Origin of the sequence: uncultured Martelella sp. (assembly GCF_963677965.2) — a bacterium.
Taxonomy (GTDB): Bacteria; Pseudomonadota; Alphaproteobacteria; order Rhizobiales; family Rhizobiaceae; genus Martelella; species Martelella mangrovi.
On the sequence record NZ_CAXXFM010000001.1, the window covers coordinates 3284446 to 3302312 of the forward strand.

Annotated in this window: 20 protein-coding genes and 1 tRNA gene; 15 read left to right on the plus strand and 6 right to left on the minus strand. The window is 59.7% G+C overall.

What is annotated here, in order from left to right:
• The first annotated feature begins 100 nt into the window (after positions 1-100).
• Positions 101-535 (plus strand): CBS domain-containing protein, encoded by a 435-nt coding sequence (locus tag ACHZCU_RS15260; protein WP_106302201.1) that lies wholly within the window; start codon positions 101-103, stop codon positions 533-535.
• A 26-nt stretch (positions 536-561) separates the two neighbouring features.
• Here the strand turns inward: ACHZCU_RS15260 and hisI are convergent, their stop codons facing one another.
• Positions 562-1008, minus strand: a complete 447-nt coding sequence (gene hisI, locus ACHZCU_RS15265; RefSeq protein ID WP_319519445.1) for a phosphoribosyl-AMP cyclohydrolase — start codon at positions 1006-1008, stop codon at positions 562-564.
• 161 nt (positions 1009-1169) lie between these two features.
• On the opposite strand from hisI, the gene ACHZCU_RS15270 reads away from it, so the two are divergent.
• Positions 1170-1631 (plus strand): iron-sulfur cluster assembly scaffold protein, encoded by a 462-nt coding sequence (locus ACHZCU_RS15270; RefSeq protein ID WP_319519446.1) that lies wholly within the window; start codon positions 1170-1172, stop codon positions 1629-1631.
• The gene (yidD, locus tag ACHZCU_RS15275) at positions 1624-1980 is read left to right on the plus strand and encodes a membrane protein insertion efficiency factor YidD (protein WP_319519447.1); all 357 of its coding nucleotides are present in this window, start codon (positions 1624-1626) and stop codon (positions 1978-1980) included. The genes ACHZCU_RS15270 and yidD overlap by 8 nt, the downstream gene beginning before the upstream one ends.
• Here the strand turns inward: yidD and ACHZCU_RS15280 are convergent.
• The 4 genes from ACHZCU_RS15280 to moaA all read right to left on the minus strand — a co-directional run bounded on the left by ACHZCU_RS15280 (position 1965) and on the right by moaA (position 5504).
• Positions 1965-2786: a methyltransferase gene (locus tag ACHZCU_RS15280; RefSeq protein WP_319519448.1), complete on the minus strand. Its 822-nt coding sequence runs from the start codon at positions 2784-2786 to the stop codon at positions 1965-1967. The genes yidD and ACHZCU_RS15280 overlap by 16 nt on opposite strands.
• Positions 2787-2849: 63 nt before the next feature.
• Positions 2850-3470: a molybdenum cofactor guanylyltransferase MobA gene (mobA, locus tag ACHZCU_RS15285; RefSeq protein ID WP_319519449.1), complete on the minus strand. Its 621-nt coding sequence runs from the start codon at positions 3468-3470 to the stop codon at positions 2850-2852.
• Positions 3470-4429 carry a DMT family transporter gene (locus ACHZCU_RS15290; protein ID WP_319519450.1) on the minus strand — a complete coding sequence of 320 codons (960 nt, stop codon included), beginning with the start codon at positions 4427-4429 and terminating at the stop codon, positions 3470-3472. Before ACHZCU_RS15290 ends, mobA begins: the two co-directional genes overlap by 1 nt.
• Positions 4430-4511: 82 nt before the next feature.
• On the minus strand, positions 4512-5504 hold the full coding sequence (gene moaA / locus ACHZCU_RS15295) for a GTP 3',8-cyclase MoaA (protein WP_319519806.1): 993 nt from the start codon (positions 5502-5504) through the stop codon (positions 4512-4514).
• A 171-nt stretch (positions 5505-5675) separates the two neighbouring features.
• Here moaA and ACHZCU_RS15300 point away from each other — a divergent pair, with 171 nt between their 5' ends.
• Together ACHZCU_RS15300 and ACHZCU_RS15305 are read left to right on the plus strand one after the other, a co-directional pair.
• Positions 5676-6047 carry a gamma-butyrobetaine hydroxylase-like domain-containing protein gene (locus tag ACHZCU_RS15300; protein WP_106302195.1) on the plus strand — a complete coding sequence of 124 codons (372 nt, stop codon included), beginning with the start codon at positions 5676-5678 and terminating at the stop codon, positions 6045-6047.
• 10 nt (positions 6048-6057) lie between these two features.
• Positions 6058-6669: a pyridoxamine 5'-phosphate oxidase family protein gene (locus ACHZCU_RS15305; protein ID WP_319519451.1), complete on the plus strand. Its 612-nt coding sequence runs from the start codon at positions 6058-6060 to the stop codon at positions 6667-6669.
• A 2-nt stretch (positions 6670-6671) separates the two neighbouring features.
• On the opposite strand, the gene ACHZCU_RS15310 is transcribed toward ACHZCU_RS15305, so the two are convergent.
• Positions 6672-7757: an AI-2E family transporter gene (locus ACHZCU_RS15310; RefSeq protein ID WP_319519452.1), complete on the minus strand. Its 1086-nt coding sequence runs from the start codon at positions 7755-7757 to the stop codon at positions 6672-6674.
• Positions 7758-7873: 116 nt separating this feature from the next.
• Here ACHZCU_RS15310 and ACHZCU_RS15315 point away from each other — a divergent pair, with 116 nt between their 5' ends.
• From ACHZCU_RS15315 to rplL, 10 genes are all read left to right on the plus strand, one after another.
• Positions 7874-8455: a DUF924 family protein gene (locus ACHZCU_RS15315; RefSeq protein ID WP_319519453.1), complete on the plus strand. Its 582-nt coding sequence runs from the start codon at positions 7874-7876 to the stop codon at positions 8453-8455.
• 82 nt (positions 8456-8537) lie between these two features.
• Positions 8538-11123, plus strand: a complete 2586-nt coding sequence (locus tag ACHZCU_RS15320; RefSeq protein WP_319519454.1) for a mechanosensitive ion channel domain-containing protein — start codon at positions 8538-8540, stop codon at positions 11121-11123.
• Positions 11124-11260: 137 nt separating this feature from the next.
• Positions 11261-13774, plus strand: a complete 2514-nt coding sequence (locus ACHZCU_RS15325; RefSeq protein WP_319519455.1) for an FAD-dependent oxidoreductase — start codon at positions 11261-11263, stop codon at positions 13772-13774.
• Positions 13775-14013: 239 nt separating this feature from the next.
• A tRNA-Trp gene (locus ACHZCU_RS15330) sits at positions 14014-14089 on the plus strand.
• Between the two features lie 167 nt (positions 14090-14256).
• Positions 14257-14457 carry a preprotein translocase subunit SecE gene (gene secE, locus ACHZCU_RS15335; RefSeq protein ID WP_106301795.1) on the plus strand — a complete coding sequence of 67 codons (201 nt, stop codon included), beginning with the start codon at positions 14257-14259 and terminating at the stop codon, positions 14455-14457.
• A 26-nt stretch (positions 14458-14483) separates the two neighbouring features.
• Positions 14484-15014 (plus strand): transcription termination/antitermination protein NusG, encoded by a 531-nt coding sequence (gene nusG, locus ACHZCU_RS15340; protein ID WP_106301792.1) that lies wholly within the window; start codon positions 14484-14486, stop codon positions 15012-15014.
• A gap of 149 nt (positions 15015-15163) precedes the next feature.
• Positions 15164-15592, plus strand: coding sequence for a 50S ribosomal protein L11 (gene rplK / locus ACHZCU_RS15345; RefSeq protein WP_106301790.1), 429 nt, complete (start codon positions 15164-15166; stop codon positions 15590-15592).
• Positions 15593-15597: 5 nt separating this feature from the next.
• Positions 15598-16293 carry a 50S ribosomal protein L1 gene (gene rplA / locus ACHZCU_RS15350; protein ID WP_106302192.1) on the plus strand — a complete coding sequence of 232 codons (696 nt, stop codon included), beginning with the start codon at positions 15598-15600 and terminating at the stop codon, positions 16291-16293.
• Positions 16294-16633: 340 nt separating this feature from the next.
• Entirely contained in the window at positions 16634-17152 is a 519-nt protein-coding gene (gene rplJ / locus ACHZCU_RS15355; protein ID WP_106301787.1) for a 50S ribosomal protein L10, read from the plus strand.
• Between the two features lie 64 nt (positions 17153-17216).
• Positions 17217-17594 (plus strand): 50S ribosomal protein L7/L12, encoded by a 378-nt coding sequence (gene rplL / locus ACHZCU_RS15360; RefSeq protein WP_106301784.1) that lies wholly within the window; start codon positions 17217-17219, stop codon positions 17592-17594.
• Positions 17595-17867 lie beyond the last annotated feature (273 nt).

Below are 17867 nucleotides of genomic sequence, written 5' to 3' on the forward strand. Positions count from 1 at the left end.
GGTTTTCTTGCAATCGCCCAAAACCTCATGCACCATGCTCAAATGCATGGTTCGTGTGGAGGCGGACGCGTGCCTGCGGGCCGGAAACGAGGAGGTTTTTATGGCGATCACTGTCAGAATGATACTGGATGAAAAAGGCAGGGCGGTCGTGACCGCGCCGGCCAAAACCCCGATTTCGGAAATGGCGGTCATTCTCCATCAAAACCGTATCGGTGCGGTGGTGATTGTGGACGAGGACAACAGGATCGCCGGCATCTTTACCGAGCGCGATCTGGCCGCTTGCGTCGGCAAGCACGGCGCACGTGCGCTGGCCGCGCCGGTCTCCCAGGAAATGACCGATAATGTCCATCGCTGCGACGAGGGCACCAGCGTCAACGAGTTGATGGAAGTGATGACCAAACGGCATTTCCGTCACGTGCCGGTGGAAGTCGACGGACGTCTTGCCGGTATCATCTCGATCGGTGACGTGGTCAAGTCACGCATCCGCGAGGTCGAGCAGGAAGCCGAGCACATCAAGTCCTATATCGCCGGCTGAGCCGGAGCGACGCCGATGCGGCAGGCCTATTTGCCGTAAACCGTCTTCGGGTCGAAGGCCTTGTGGTCGTCGATCATCTCAAGCACGGCCGTGCCGTCGCTGGCGCTCACCGCGCGATAAAAGCAGGAGCGGCGGCCGGTGTGGCAGGCCGCGTCATGGCCGGACATGGAAACCTTGAGCAGGACGGCATCCTGATCGCAGTCGGTCAGCACCTGTTCCACCTTCTGCAGGTTGCCGGAGGTTTCGCCCTTCTTCCAGATCGCGTTGCGTGAGCGGCTGTAATAATGCGCGAAACCGGTCTCGATCGTCAGCGACAGCGCTTCGGCGTTCATATGGGCAAGCATCAGCACCGTATTGTCGCGGGCATCGGTGACCACGGCCGTGACCAGCCCCTTGTCGTCGAAACGGGGGGTGAAATCGGTGGCCTCGTCAAGCAGGGCCTTGTCCTGCGGCGGCTTTGCGAAATTCAGCATGCTCTTTCCTGTCGTTGCCGGGTGTTGATAGCCCGGTCGGGGACCGTTGGCAATCGCCTCACCATTGCCGGGGCTTGCCCCGGCCTTGCCGAAATCCCATGTTCTCCTGTAATCATTCAGTTCCGGCCGGTTTGAAGGTCAGGCATCACGGAAAGCAGAAAATGGACGATATCTATTCCGCGCGCATCTTGAGCCACGCCGGCAATGTGACCCGGCTGGGCGTGCTGGAAAATGCCGATGCCAGCGCATCTGCCCATTCCAGGCTGTGCGGATCGCGGCTGACGGTCTATGTGCGGATGTCCGGCGGCAAGGTCAGCGATTTTTCCCATGAGGTAAAGGCCTGCGCTCTGGGGCAGGCATCCTCCGCGATCATGGCCGGAACCGTGATCGGGGCGACGCCGGATGAAATCCGGCAGGCCCGCACCCAGATGCGCGCAATGCTGAAAGAGGGCGGGGACGGCCCCGACGGACGATTTGCGGAAATGCGCAGTCTCCTGCCGGTGAAGGACTATCCGGCCCGCCACGCATCGGTGATGCTGACCTTTGATGCGCTGGTGACGGCGCTTGATACGCTGGACGGTCTTTCACACGACGAAAAAGAGGACGCCGGGCACGATGTGTGAAACCCCTGGCGGCGCGAAGACGGCGTCGCGCAACTGGCAGGGGCCGTTTCGCAAGACGCCCGGCCGCCTGCTGGGTCTCGGCCTCATCCGCTTCTATCAACTGACATTTTCAAGCCTGATCGGCCAGTCCTGCCGCCATTTGCCGACCTGCTCGGAATATGGCTACGAGGCGGTCGCGCGGCACGGGCTCTGGGCGGGCGGTTTCCTGACGCTCTTTCGGGTCGGACGCTGCGGGCCGGGCGGCACGGACGGGTTTGATCCCGTCCCCGAAAGACTGGATGCCGACTGGCACTGGTATACGCCGTGGCGATACTTTCAGGCCGGGCGGCGTTCTCACGCGTCGAGATAGCGCGCGATAATCAGATAACCCGGTGTCGGCTGGCCGTTTTCAAAGCGGACATTGATATCGGTGGTATCGACCATTCTGAAGCCCGCCTTTTCCAGCCCTGCGGTCAGATAGGCCAGACTATGGCCGAACCGGTGATGCGGGCCGACCATATAATCACGGCCTTTCAGGGTCTCGTCGGGCAGGGTTTCGGCGGAAAACGCCAGAATGCCGCCGCCGGCCATGCTTTTGGCCGCCCCGGAGAAGAAGGCATCCAGCGTGCCGAGATAGGGCAGCACGTCGGCGGCGGTGATCAGGTCGAATTCCTCCTCGCCGTCGTCATGGAGAAACGCTTCGACCTCGGCGACGAAGAGCGTGTCGTAAAGCTCCTTCTCATAGGCGATTTCCACCATGTTTTCGGAAATGTCGAGCCCGGTGATCTCGCCGGCCATATCGCGCAGCGCGCTGGCGCCGAGCCCCGTGCCGCAGCCCAGATCGAGCATCCGTTCGAACGGGCCGAGGCCAAGCGCCTGGAACCGCTGGCGGATGATCATCGGCACGCAATAGCCGAGCTGGTCAACCAGAATATCCTCGAAATCCTCGGCATGCTGGTCGAACAGCGTTTCGACATAGGCGTCGGGCGCCTTTTTCGGCGCTTCGCCGAAGCCGATGGCGGCAAGCCGCACCGCAGCGCCGCCGTGATCCTCGGGGTCGATCTTCAGGACCTCGCGGTAAGCGTCCGCCGCTTCGGCCAGTTTGCCCGCCTTTTCGAGCGAAAGCGCCCGGTTATAGGCCTTGGCCAGTTTCTCCTCGTCGATCTTGCGTGCCATTGCGGTTGCCCCGTTGAATATCGCTGATGCTCTATGCCGGGATCGGGGGCGGCGCAACCGTGATCAGGCGTTTCCGGTCAGTTTTGCGATCTGCCGGGCGGTGTCGAGATCCTGCGGCGTGTTGATGTTGAAAAACGGATCGAAATCGCCTTCCGGCGTGGCAACCGTTGAAAATTCGACAGTCCGGTGCGGATGGGCTTTGACAAAATCCATCAGGCGCCGGTTGCTGCCGGTGGCAAACCAGCGTGTCAGATCGTTATGGAGGGCAAGGGGCCACAGCGCGAAGACCGGGTGAACCCGGCCCTCCGACTGTGCCAGCACGATCTCGTTTTCGGCAGGGTGCGCTTCAGTGAGCCGCGCAACGAGATCTGCAGGGAAAAACGGCGTGTCGACAGCGACCGAAACCATGTGCGTTGCCGGGCTGTCGTTCCTTGTCAGGTGGTCGAGCGCGGCGAGAATACCGGCAAGCGGTCCCTCGTGGTCTGTTCCGATGTCGTGGATAGCGATGGTGTCGGGCGGAGCCGGCATATCCGCGTCGTGACGGCTGATCAGTACGGGCGAGGCCTGGAGCGCAATCTGCCGATGCGCCCGGGCCAGAAGGGTTTCGCCGTCAAGCTCCAGCATTGCCTTGTCGGTGCCCATGCGCTGCGATGCGCCACCGGCGAGAATGACGGCAGGGGGCATCACGACTTATCCTTCAGCATATCCGCTTCCGCCTTGACGATCGGGCCGCCGCCTTCGGAGGCGACCGGCTGGTCGGTCGCAGCCAGTGGTTCCAGCCCTTTCTTGCGCTCGCGGTAGAAGGAATAGAGGCCGGCGGCCACGATGATCAGGCCGCCGCCGAGGACGTTGATGTCCGGGTAGGTGCTGAAGATGATCATGCCGAGCAGCGTTGCCCACAACAGGCCGGCATAGCGGAACGGCGCGATATAGGAGATATCGGCAAGGCGCACGGCAAACACCACGAACTGATAGCCGGACAGCAGGAAGGCGGCGGCCAGCATCAGCTTGAACAGGATCGGCCAGCTCATCATGCTCCAGTCCTGTTCGACCGTGCCGAGAACGGCGCCGCCGAGCGTCAGGAAAATGGCCGTTGCCAGGGTGATGACGATCGCCGGTATGTCCGAGCGGATGGTCTTGGTCAAAAGGTCGCGGGCGGATGCGGCAAGCATGGCGATGATGGCAAAAACGGCGCCCTCTTCAAAACCGCCGGGGCCGGGTCTGATGATGATCAGCACGCCGATGAAGCCGACGGCGATCGCGCTCCAGCGACGCCAGCCGACCGGTTCCGACATGAACAGGGCCGCGCCGAGCGTGACGGCGAGCGGCAGGCACTGGAGGATGGCGGCGGCATTGGCAAGCGGCATCGCCTTCAACGCCTGCAGAAAGGAAAGGGCGGCCACGAGTTCGCAGACGCTGCGCACGAGCACCCGAAAATCGAACACCGCGCCGATGTTCTTCAGCACCCGGCTGCGCCAGGCAATCAGCATGGCAAAGGCCGTGATGATGAGGCCTCTGAAGAACATGATCTGGCCGACGCCGATTTCTTCGGTCAGCAGTTTGGCTGTGGCGTCGTTGAGGGCAAAGCCCGCCATCGCCGCGATCATGCAGACGGCGCCGGTGATATTGGAGGAGGTGCGCATCATTCATCCCGTTATACTGTTCTCGTTCTTATAGATGAATAACGGGTCGGGGAAGTGATCTGTGTCAGTCGTGATTGACTGTTCAGCCGCCGGTCATGCTCATGTGGCGGGCCACTGCAACGCGGGATTTGGTGCTGTCCAGCTCGAATTTATGCTCCTCCGGCTTACGGGCAATCGCCCGGTCGATCGCGCGGTAGAGCACCGCATCATCATCGGGATTGTCGCGCAGCACCTTGCGGAAATCGGCATTGTCGTCATGCCCGAGACAGAGGTAGAGCATGCCGGTGCAGGTCAGCCGCACGCGATTGCAGGACGCGCAGAAATTATGCGACAGCGGGGTGATGAAGCCGAGCTTGCCGCCGGTTTCCGCCACATTGACGAACCGGGCGGGGCCGCCGGTGGTCATCGGGATATCGCTTAAGGTAAACTGCTGTTCGAGGTCGCGGCGCACCTTTGAAAGCGGCAGATACTGGGCGGAGCGGTCGGTATCGACCTCGCCAAGCGGCATCGCCTCGATCAGCGTCAGATCCATGCCCTCGCCATGGGCGAAACGCATGAGTTCCGGAATTTCATGCTCGTTGAACCCGGCAAGCGCCACGGCATTGAGCTTGACCTTGAGGCCGGCCTTGCGGGCCGCTTCGAGCCCGGCCATGACCTTGTTGAAATCGCCCCAGCGGGTGATATCGTGGAATTTCTGCGCATCGAGCGTATCCAGCGAGACATTGATCCGCCGCACACCGGCGGCATAAAGCCCGTCTGCAAAACGGGAAAGCTGCGAACCATTGGTCGTCAGCGTCAGTTCGTCGAGTGCGCCTTCGGGAATACGCTGTCCGAGATTTTCGATCAGCTGCATCACGTTCTTGCGCATCAGCGGTTCGCCGCCGGTCAGCCGCAGTTTGCGCACGCCCTTGTCGATGAAGGCGTTGCACAGACGTTCGAGTTCTTCCAGTGTGAGGAGGTCGCGTTTTGGCAGAAAGGTCATGTGTTCCGCCATGCAATAGGTGCAGCGGAAATCGCAGCGGTCCGTCACCGAAACACGCAGATAGGTAATCGCCCGACCGAACGGGTCGACCATCGGTGCGGGCTTTTGATGGAAGCGGCCGGTATCGCCCTTGCTTTCAGCGGTCAAAATAGTCAATTTTGCGTTCTCCTCGTCACAATAAATGGAATGTGACCTGGCAAGCGTCAAGACAGGGTCAAAACACTTCGGCGTGAAAAACTTCCCTCGATGCCATCGGATTTCAAAATGACAATGACACCAACCGAACTGCGCGTTTCCAAAGACAGGCGCGTTCTGACCATAACCTTTGACGATGGTGCGCGATATGCGCTTCCGTCTGAAATGTTGCGTGTGCTTTCGCCCTCGGCCGAGGTGAAAGGGCATGGTCCCGGGCAGGCCGTCACCGTGCCGGGCAAGCGCAATGTCGAAATCATGACGGTCGAGGCGGCAGGCAATTATGCCGTGCGCATTGGCTTTGATGACATGCATGACAGTGGTATCTACACATGGTCCTATCTTCGCGAGCTTGGCGAGGATGGTGACAGGCTGTTCGCCGACTATGAGCGCGAACTGGATGAAAAGGGCATGACCCGCGACAGGGCGGAGCGGCCACGTTGAGTAAGGCAAGATGAAGAAAATCGAGACAGTTGAAGCGCTTCGTGAAATATACGGCGAACCCGGGCAGACATCGCTGGCAAAGGTGACGGCGAAGCTTACGGCAGCTTACCGGCAGGTGATCGAGGCCTCTCCGTTTCTGGCGCTGTCGACGGTGGGGCCGGAAGGGCTTGACTGCTCGCCGCGCGGCGATGACGGCGCCGTGGTGCGGATCACTGACGACAAGACGGTGATGCTGCCCGACTGGCGGGGCAACAACCGTATCGACTCACTTGTCAATATCGTCCGCGACCCGCGTGTGGCGCTGATGTTTCTCATTCCCGGATCCAACAATGCGCTGCGCATCAATGGTCAGGCGATCGTGACCGACGAGCCGGCCGTCGTCGAGAGTTTCGAGATGGGCGGGCGCCATCCCCGCTCGGTGATCGTGGTGACGATCAACGAGGTTTATTTTCAGTGCGCGCGGGCGCTGGTGCGTTCGCGCCTGTGGGATGCCAGCCGCTTTATTGATGCGGCGTCGCTGCCAAGCGCAGGCGAGATGACGCGGCAGGCCAGTGCCGAGCCTTTCGATGCCGAAACCTATGACCGTGAATGGCCAGGCCGCGCCGCCAAGACGATGTGGTGAGATCAGGCTTCGTTGCCGGTCGCGTTTGTCTCGGTGGCAAGCTCTTTTGGATGTCGCTTGCCGCCGAGGATTTCCGCGACCCAGCGAAGTGACGGCACATGCTCGCACACGGTCAGCAGGGCAATGGTGATCGGGACGCCGAGAAACGTGCCGAAAAGCCCCCACATGAACGTCCAGAAGAAGATCGAGAAGACCACGACGAACGGCGATATCGAAAGCGCCGACCCGGAAACCATTGGTTCGACGTAATTGCCGATGGTGAACTGCACGAGGTTGAGGCAGACGAAGAGCGCGAGCGCCGTTTCCCAGTTTTCAAACTGGATGATGCCGTAAAGCGAGGGGAACACGGTGGCGACGACGGAACCGATGAACGGAATATAATTGAGCGCGAAGGCGATGACGCCCCATTCCACCGGAAAGTCGAGCCCGGTCAGGGTTGCCGCTCCCCAGAACAGAACGCCGGTAATGGCGCTCATTTCGGTTCTGACCAGCATGTAGCGGCCGAATTTCTTTGCCGTGGCGTCGGCAATCCGGATGGCCGCCGAGGCGACTTCGGGCTTGCGTAATGTCCCCAGCTTGTCGCGCAGCTTGTCCACCTCGGTCAGCCCCAGAACCACATAGGCGAGAACCACGAGCCAGAAACTGAGTGTTGTGCTCGCCTGTCCGGTGACCTGACGGACGGTGCGGGCGATCAGTCCGACATTGAAGATATCGTTGAGCGAGCTTGCGACGGAAAAGCCCTTTCCGCCGAGCCAGGCCACGGCATCCTGATAGGCAGCCTGAAGCTGCCAGGCGGCATCGATGAAAGAGGTGGCCATGCGGCTGAAACCCCAGATCACCAAGGTCGCGAAGATGACGAACACCACGATGGTGCTGACAACCGTGATCGCCAGCGCCAGAAGCTGTGGCACCACTTTCTGAAGCGCGTTCTTGATCGGCCATGTCACGGCGATGATGAACAGCGCCAGGGCAACAGGTTTCAGGAAACCGCCCGCCCAACGGACGCCGATGAGCAGCAGAATGACAAAAATCAGGGATGTGACGACGGTGACGCCGCGCCGAGAGCCCGTTGGCCCAGTTTCAGGCATTCATGTCTCTTAAATGTCTTGCTTGAGCGGATGTGACTGAAAATGTATCGTTCCCGCCAGTCATGCGCAAGCACCGTATGCGCGCCAACATGCGATTGTGTCGGGGTAGGAAACCAATGAATGAATTTGTCGAAACCGTTTCAAGCCCCGAACAGGTGCTTTCCTTCTGGTTTGGGGAACTGACGCAGGAGGACTGGTTTCAGCCGGATGATGTGGCGGCGCTCGACCATACCATCCTCTGCCGCTTCTTTTCGACGCACCGGGCGCTGGCGCGCGATGTCGGTGCCGTCTGGCGGGCAAGCCCGCAGGCCCATCTGGCCGCCGTGATCGTGCTCGACCAGTTTCCCCGCAATATCTACCGGGCAACGCCGATGGCCTTTGCCACCGATATGCTGGCACTGAGGGAGGCCAAGCTTGCGGTGGCCTCCGGCGCGCATGAAAAGGTTGACGCCGACCGCCGTGCGTTCTTTTTCATGCCGTTCGAACATTCCGAAAATCTTGCCGACCAGGACCGTTCGGTGGCGCTGTTTGCGACGCTTGGCGATGATAACTTCTCCTCCTATGCCGAAAGCCACCGGGATGTGATTGCCCGCTTTGGCCGCTTTCCGCACCGCAATCCGATCCTGAAACGGCGTTCGACCCGGGCCGAGCTTGCCTATCTTGCGGCCGACGAGAATACCGGATGGGGACAGAAGTAGAGCTGCTTTGTCATGAAATTGACGCGCTTTGGAATTCAAAGGCGCGTTTTCGACATTTTCAAACGAGGGACTAGATCATTTGATGCAGCTTACGCAGGGGAGGGGTGTTTTCAGGCTTGCCATGGTGATGGCGGCGCTGTTCTGTCTGTTGGCCGGCTCGCCTGTTCTTGCCCAGCAGGCGGCAGAGGCGCCGGCTGCTTCTGCGCAGGCAGAAGGGTCCGGACAAAAGCCGAATGACGCGGTCGACCAGCCGAGCGATCCTTTTGTCACTGAAATGGGGACGACGCTGGATGATTATGCCAGCACGCTTTCCGGCGTTTCCGACAAGGTTCAGGGCGACAACAGCGATGATGAACTTTCCAAGCTTCAGGTGCAAGCCGATCAGCTCCAGAGCGATCTGTCGAAGGCGGAAGGCACGATCCAGTCGCGGCTCGACGAGGTCCGTTCGCAACTGAGCGAACTCGGCAACGCACCGGGGCCGGGCGAAAGCCCCGAGCCGGAGGTGACGACGCGCGAACGCAATCAGCTTCTGGCCAAACGCTCCGAGATCAACGCGCTTGCCGACCGGGTGAGAAAGCTGGCGGATTCGGCCGAAGAAACCTCCGACGCGATTTCCCAGACGCGGCGTGAGCAGTTTGCCCGCGCGCTGTTCAAGCATACCGAACTGTCGAGCCTGTTTGCCACCGATTTCAATGTCCTCTGGCAGCAGCAGTTTGCAACCTTCCAGGACGCCTATGCCGGTTGGCTGCGCTATATCTGGCAGTCCAAACGCGTTCCGTTCATCCTCGCCAACCTGCTTTCGATCCTGGCTGCATTTTTCGCCTATCGGGTTTCCTCCAACCTTGTGGAGCGCACCCGGCTGGACCTGCAGATGGAGGAGCCGGATTATGTGATCCGGCTGCTGGCCGCGTTCGGAACGACGGTTGTTCCCTGTCTCGCCATGCTGGCGTTCCTGACGGTCTCCTATGTGTTGTTTGCCGGCATGGGGATATTTCTGCCAGATGTGCAGCGCTTTGTGCTTCAGGCCTATATTTCCGGGGCGATCATCTTTTTCGTGTTCCTGCTGTCGCGCAACGTGCTGACGCCCGGCCGGCCGCAATGGCGGCTGATGCCGATCGGCAATGCCGCCGCGCGCAATCTGGTGCTGGCCTTTACCGCGATGGCCTTCATCAACTGGATCGATATCCTGATCGGCGTGCTGAACGACACGCTGGATGTGGGCGTTCAGGTCGATGTTCTGCGCAGTCTGGTCTCTTCCGTGCTGATCGGCTGCATTCTGGTGGCGATGTCGTTCATCCGTGTGCGAACGCCGGCGGGAGAAGAGACAAAACGCACCCGTACGCTTGCCCTTCTGTTTCCTTCCGCAATTGCCTTTCTGTCCCGGATCGTCGGGCTTCTGGTGGTGTTGTGCGCCCTGATCGGCTATGTCGCGCTCGCGCGTTTTGCCGCAAAACAGGTGGTGCTGACCGGTGCCGTGCTGATCACCATGTATATCGGTATTCTGGTGGGGCAGGCGGTCTCGCAGGCGGGCAGCATCGCCCGCACCAGTTTTGGCAAGCGCTTCGTCGAGCGCTTTCAGCTGTCCGCGGTCCGGGCCGATCAGCTTTCGCTTCTGGGCGGTCTTCTGATTTACGCGCTGACCTTTGTTATCGGCATTCCGCTGATCTTTCTGTCCTGGGGCGTGCGCTACGAGGAAATGCGGCTTTGGGCTGCCGACAATCTCACCTCCGTCACCGTCGGTTCGATCACGATTTCACTCGGCGGCATCCTGATCGGGGTTCTGCTTTTCGTTGGCGGCTTTCTCCTGACGCGCTGGTTCCAGGGCTGGTTCGACAATAATGTGCTTTTGCGTTCGCGTGCCGATTCAGGTGTGCGCAATTCGGTCAAGACCGGGATCAGCTATCTGGGCGTCGCGCTGGCAGGTCTGCTGGCAATTTCGGCCGCCGGGGTCAATCTCTCCAGTCTGGCGCTGGTGGCTTCGGCGCTGTCCATCGGTATCGGTTTTGGCCTGCAGACCATCGTTTCGAATTTCGTCTCCGGCCTGATCCTGCTGGTCGAACGGCCGTTCAAGGTGGGAGACTGGATCGTTTCCGGATCTGCGGAAGGGTTCGTCAAGCGCATTTCCGTGCGGGCGACGGAAATCGAGACCTTTCAGCGGCAGTCGATCATCGTGCCGAATTCCGAGCTGATCAACGCCTCCGTCGGCAACTGGATGCACCATAACCAGATGGGCCGCTCGGAAGTCGCCGTCGGGGTCTCCTATGACAGCGATCCGCGCAAGGTGATGGATATCCTGATGGAAATCGGCACCTCGCATCCGCTGGTGCTGCAGAACCCGGAGCCGATGGTGATCTTCATGGGGTTCGGCGAATCGACGCTTGATTTCGAGGTGCGCGTTTATCTGGCGGACGTGTTCAACGGCATTGCCGTGCGCAATGATATCCGTGTGGCGATCTTCGAGCGCTTCAGGGACGAGGGCATCACCATTCCCTATCCGCAGCGCGACCTGCATATCATTCCGCAAAAGGAGCGCCGCGACGAACTGGCGGATTCCATCCGCAAGCACAGGAAAAGGGATGAAAACGCCGGCACGTCGGAGCCGCAGGCGGTCTCAAAACCGATGTTCGATCATCCCGACGCCGGCAATGATGACGGCGGCGAGCGCTGAGCCCAAAATCGGCCGCGTCGCGCCCGCAAGACTGCATGTCGCAAACGGGCTGTTTCCGGTCTTCCGCCCGTTGCATAGTCTCATAAGGCAATGCCCGGCGCGCGGGTGGTCAATCAAGGTTTCAAGAGGCGGAACGGATGACAACGAAGACAAGGGCTCTGGTGATCGGCGGCGGTGTCGTCGGCGTATCGACGCTTTATCATCTGGCAAAGAAGGGCTGGGACGATGCCGTCCTGATCGAACGCAAGGAACTGACCTCCGGTTCGACATGGCACGCCGCCGGTCTGTTGCCGCTGTTCAACATGAGCTATTCGGTCGGCCAGCTGCACAAGTATTCGGTTGATCTCTATACCGCTCTTGAAGAAGAAACCGGGCTGAATGTCGGGTTTTCGAAAGTGTCTAACATTCGTCTGGCGATGACGAAGGACCGGATGGACGAATATCTCTATTATTCCGGGATCGCCGAAACCATCGGCGTCGATTTCAAGTTCCTGACGCCGGAAGAGGTCAAGGAAGTCTGGCCGCTGTGCGAGACCGACGGCATTCTCGGCGCGATCCAGCATCCCGACGACGGCTATATCCAGCCCGCCGATCTGACCCAGGCCTTTGCAAAGGGCGCGCGCGACAATGGCGGCCGCATCCTGCGCAACACCACTGTCACCGAAATTCGCCAGAACGCCGACGGCACATGGCATGTGGAGACCGACAAGGAAGCCTTTACCGCCGATCACGTCATATCCTGCACCGGCAATTTTGCGCGCCGCACCGGCGAAATGGTCGGCCTCAACATTCCCGTCATTCCGGTCGAGCATCAGTATATCGTGACCGAGCCGCATCCGGCCATTCTGGAACGCAAGAAGCAGGGCCTGCCGGAAATGGGCGTTTTGCGCGAATCCGACAGCGCCTGGTATATGCGCGAGGAGGCGGGTGGCCTGATCCTCGGGCCGTATGAAGTCGGCGCGCCGGTCTGTTATGTCGACGGGCCGTCCGATGACAGCGAATACGAGCTGTTCCAGGAAGACCTTGACCGGTTGATGCCGCATATCGAGACGGCGTTTGCCCGTGTGCCCGCCTTTGCCGAGGTCGGCATCAAGAAGGTCTATAACGGCGCGATCGCCTATACGCCGGACGGTAACCCGATTGTCGGGCCTGCGCCGGGGCTGAAGAATTTCTGGCTCAATGAAGGTCATTCCTTCGGCATTACCGCGGCCGGCGGGGCCGGCTGGCAGCTTGCCGAATGGATCGTCGACGGCGAGCCGACCGTCGATCTTGCCGGCGTCGATCCGCGCCGGTTTGGACCCTACGCGACCGAGGGCTATCTGATTGCCAAGAACGAGGAAGCCTATGCCAATGTCTTCACCACGCATTATCCCGATGAAGAGCGTTCAGCCGCGCGTCCGCTGAAGACATCGCCGGTCTATTCGCGGCTGAAGGCGCTTGGCGGCGTATTCGGCTCCATCTACGGCTGGGAGCGGGCCAACTGGTATGCGCCGGAGGGCTACGCGCTGGATGAGAGCGAACTTGGCGTCGGCGCCGATGTGATCACCAGCCACAATCATGCGCCGCCGCTCGATGACGGCCGGATCGTGGAAAAATGGTCGTTCCGCCGCTCGAACTATTTCGAGCATGTCGGCAATGAGGTGAAGCACGTCCACGAAAAGGTCGGCGTGCTGGACATGACGCCGTTTGCCAAGATGGAAGTGTCCGGGCCCGGCGCGCGCGCCTTCCTTGACAGCATCTTCGCCAATGCCGTGCCGAAGAAACGCGGCCGTATCGCGCTTTGCCATCTGCTGGGAACCAAGGGCGGGGTGAGGGCCGAATTCACCCTTTATGAATGGGCGCCGGATCGCTTCTATCTGGTCTCCGGTGCAGGGCTGGAAAGCCACGATCATGATCTTCTGGCAAAGCTTGCGCCGGATGACGGTTCGGTCACACTGCGCCCGCTGACGCTGGAAATGGGCGTTCTCGTGGTCGCCGGCCCGAAATCGCGCGATGTCCTGAAGAAGCTCACGCGTTCCTCGCTGGAAAGCGCCGATTTCGGCTGGCTGACGGGGCAGCCGATTGCCATCGGCGCGGCCACGGCCCATGCCTTGCGTGTGAACTTTGTCGGTGAGCTTGGCTGGGAGCTGCATCACCCGATCGCCATGCAGACCTATATCTTCGACAAGCTGATGGAAGCCGGCGCCGAATTCGATATCAAGCCCTTCGGCATTCGCGCCATGGGGGCCATGGCACTGGAAAAATCCTACCGCGCCATGCAGCGGGAAATGTCGATCGAATATACGGCCTACGAATCAGGTCTCGACCGCTTCATCCGCCCGAAGAAGGATTTCATCGGCAAGGAAGCGCTGCTGGCGCATAAGGAAAACGGGCTTGGCTCAGTGTTTGCGACCCTCATTGTCGATGGCGTCACCGATTGCGATGCGCGCGGGTCGGAGGCGATTTACGATGCTGACGGCAATCTGGCGGGCCGCGCCACCCAGGGCGGTTTCGGCTGGCGCATCGGCAAGTCGATCGCCCTTGCCATGCTGAAGCCGGATTATGCAATGCCGGGTACGAAGCTGAAGATCCGCATTCTCGGTGAGCTCTTTGATGCAACGGTTGTCGAGGAAAGCCCGTTCGATCCTGAGAACGAGGCGCTGAGAAGCTGATACGCTCGGCAACCTGCCGCGCTTTTTCCATCATCCCGACCGTGCACTGGCCTGTCGGGATGATGGGGCTTGTGCGATCAGGTTGGTCGATGACCGGCCTGAAAGGGTATTCGGCTTAGTTTGCATGGGGTTCTTCCGGTTTTCATGAAAAACACTCTTGCCAAGACGGCGTCATCCCCGTAAATGGGGCGCCAGATCGGATCGGGTGGCGCGGTAACGCATGCAGCCGGGTTCGGTGAAGGGGTATAGCTCAGTTGGTAGAGCGGCGGTCTCCAAAACCGCAGGTCGGGGGTTCGAGCCCCTCTGCCCCTGCCATTCAAGGCTTCTGCGGTTTTTCCGGCGGAAGGCTGGCGGATGCGTATAAAGAAAATGTTGTTTTCCTCTTGAGAAACTGGAAAACAATGATATGTAATGCAAGACAGACTCGCGGTGCGTGGAGTTGGGATATTCCGCTTTACGCGCCGTAAAGGCGTGGGCAGTTTATGGCATCGAAAACCAATCCATTTACGTTTCTGCAGCAGGTGCGCTCCGAGACGGCCAAAGTAGTATGGCCTTCGCGGCGCGAAACTGTCATTTCGACCCTGATGGTTATGGTGATGGTGGTGGTTGCGGCATTTTTCTTTTTCGCCGCCGATCAGCTGATGAGCTTGGCGATGAATTTCATCCTCAATCTCGGCGCGTGACCGGGTAAGGACAGGGAAGAGAAATAATGGCGATGCGCTGGTATATTGTTCATGCCTATTCCAACTTCGAGAAGAAGGTGGCCGAGGCAATCGAGGAGAAGGCGAAGCAGAAGGGGCTTGACCACTTCTTTGATCGCATTCTCGTTCCGACCGAAAAGGTCGTTGAGGTGCGCCGCGGGCGCAAGGTTGATTCGGAGCGGAAGTTTTTTCCGGGTTATGTTCTCGTTCGTGCCGATCTGAATGATGAAGTGTTTCATCTGATCAAGAATACGCCGCGCGTGACCGGCTTTCTCGGCAGTGATCAGAAGCCTGTTCCGATTCCCGATTCCGAAGCTGAGCACATCCTCGGTCAGGTGCAGGAAGGTGTCGAGCGCCCGAAGGCGACCGTATCTTTCGAAATCGGCGAAAACGTCCGCGTGTCCGACGGTCCGTTCGCCTCGTTCAACGGCGTCGTTCAGGATGTCGACGAAGAGCGCGCCCGCCTGAAGGTCGAGGTTTCGATCTTCGGTCGCGCCACACCGGTCGAGCTTGAATACGGACAGGTCGAAAAAGTTTGAAGTTTTGCCCCTTTTGATCAAGGGGCATTGCGCGTGGGAGGAGGGGTGCTTTAGCCGGCACTCCGTTAATCCGAACCACGCAACCGCAGCCGCCGGCTATCAGTCGGCAGAGTGGGCCGGAAACGGTCCGTTAGATGAAAGGCAGAGTAATGGCTAAGAAAGTTGCAGGCCAGCTCAAGTTGCAGGTCCCGGCAGGTTCGGCAAATCCGTCCCCGCCGATCGGTCCCGCGCTTGGTCAGCGTGGCATCAATATCATGGAATTCTGCAAGGCGTTCAACGCCGCCTCGCAGGAAATGGAAAAGGGTATGCCGATCCCGGTCATCATTACCTATTTCCAGGACAAGTCCTTCACCTTCGTGATGAAGCAGCCTCCGGTCTCCTACTTCCTGAAGCAGGAAGCGAAGATCAAGAAGGGTTCGCAGACGCCGGGCAAGGCCAAGGCCGGTTCGATCTCTGCCGATCAGGTGCGCAAGATTGCTGAAGCCAAGATGAGCGATCTCAATGCCGCCGATGTCGAAGGTGCCATCAAGATGGTCGAGGGCTCTGCCCGCGCCATGGGCCTGGAAGTGACGGGTTGATTGCCATGACCAAGATTGCAAAGCGTATTCAGAAGACCCGTGAGGGTGTTGACGTCAACAAGCTTTACCCGCTTACCGAGGCCGTTCAGATGGTCAAGGAACGCGCGGTTGCCAAGTTCGACGAAACCATCGAAGTCGCCATGAACCTGGGCGTTGATCCGCGTCACGCCGACCAGATGGTCCGTGGTGTCGTCAACCTGCCGAACGGCACGGGCAAGAGCGTTCGCGTTGCCGTGTTCGCCCGTGGCGCCAAGGCTGATGAAGCCAAGGAAGCCGGTGCGGATGTTGTCGGCGCCGAAGACCTGGTTGAAGCCGTTCAGGGCGGCAACATCGATTTCGATCGTTGCATCGCCACGCCGGACATGATGCCGCTCGTCGGTCGTCTCGGCAAGGTGCTCGGCCCCCGCGGCATGATGCCGAACCCGAAGGTTGGTACCGTCACGATGGACGTCAAGGCGGCGATTGAAGCCTCCAAGGGCGGCGCTGTCGAGTTCCGCGTCGAAAAGGCCGGTATCGTACACGCCGGTGTTGGCAAGGCATCGTTCGATGCGAGCGCGCTGGAAGAAAACATCCGCGCATTCGCCGATGCCGTGGTCAAGGCCAAGCCGGCCGGCGCCAAGGGCAACTACGTCAAGCGCGTCGCCCTGTCGTCGACCATGGGCCCCGGCGTCAAGATCGACTTCTCGTCGGTCAACGCTTAAAGTTTTTCGGAAAGCGAAAGCTTCCGATGTAAAGTTTCCGGGCTCCAGGGCCCGGAAAAAGACCGGGATAAAACCCGGTTTCCTGTCCGAGATTGCAGGTGGGCAACCTTAATCATTTGCCTGCATGAGACGGGTGAGACCCTATTTTCCGCGATGGACGGTGATGAACCCCCGGCGGTCAATTTGGTTCGAACCTGGTTGTGCCTTGGCGCTTGAGAAATCGCGCGCTGAAGGGGGCAGGATCCTCGAGCGTCGCTTGGGATCTTGGATAAAACAAGAGCCCCTGCGGCAAAGGCAAACCGGCAGGTCCGTAAATGGTCCTGTCAACTGGAGATAGGCAGTGGAAAGAGCGGAAAAACGCGAATTCGTCACGGAACTGAACGAAGTCTTCAAGGCTTCCGGTTCGGTTGTCGTGGCCCACTATGCCGGTGTCACCGTTGCGCAGATGAACGATTTTCGTTCGAAGATGCGTGAAGCGGGCGGCACTGTCAAAGTCGCGAAGAACCGCCTGGCCAGGATTGCCCTTCAGGGTACGGAGTCCGAGGGAATGGCTGATCTGTTCACAGGTCAGACGCTCATCGCTTTTTGCGATGACCCGGTGACGGCTCCGAAGGTCTGCATGGATTTCGCCAAGACCAACGACAAGCTCGTTGTTCTGGGTGGCGCCATGGGGGCAACCGTGCTCGATGCTGATGGTGTCAAGTCGCTTGCGACGATGCCTTCGCTGGACGAGCTGCGTGCGAAGCTGGTTGGTATGATCCAGACCCCGGCAACGCGTATCGCAACGATTGCTTCGGCACCCGCAAGCCAGCTTGCGCGCGTGCTCAACGCCTATGCCACGAAGGACGAAGCCGCTTGAGGCGGTTTTTCGCTGTTTATGAAATTTCGACCCAGTTCGAACCAAACACTTAAGGAAGACTGACATGGCTGATCTCGCCAAAATCGTAGACGAACTCTCTGAACTGACGGTTCTCGAAGCCGCTGAACTGTCCAAGATGCTCGAAGAGAAGTGGGGCGTTTCCGCCGCTGCTCCGGTTGCTGTTGCTGCTGCCGGTGGTGCCGGTGAAGCTGCTGCCGCTGCTGAAGAAAAGACCGAATTCGACGTTGTTCTGGCTGAAGCCGGCTCCAACAAGATCGGCGTCATCAAGGAAGTCCGCGGCATCACCGGTCTCGGCCTCAAGGAAGCCAAGGAGCTCGTTGAAAGCGCTCCGAAGCCGATCAAGGAAGCCGTTTCCAAGGACGAAGCTGAAGAACTCAAGGGCAAGCTGGAAGCAGCTGGCGCCAAGGTTGAGCTCAAGTAAGCTTTTCTTGTTCAAGGTTCTGTGGGCGGGCAAGCGCCTGCCCGCAGGGCTTAAAAACTGACCTGAAACCATTACCCAAAGTCCCTTTTCGGGCCTTTGGGTAATGGGTTCTCAATAAGACCCTTTCGACGGGCAGCGCCGCCTTAACCGGTCCCGCGCTCGGATAGTCGATAAATTCAGGAGATCGAGCCTTTCCGGCGGTATTGGAAATGGCTCTCGATGATGACGGAGCCGACTGGCCATCGGTAACCGTCTGTTGCAGGCCCGGATGCA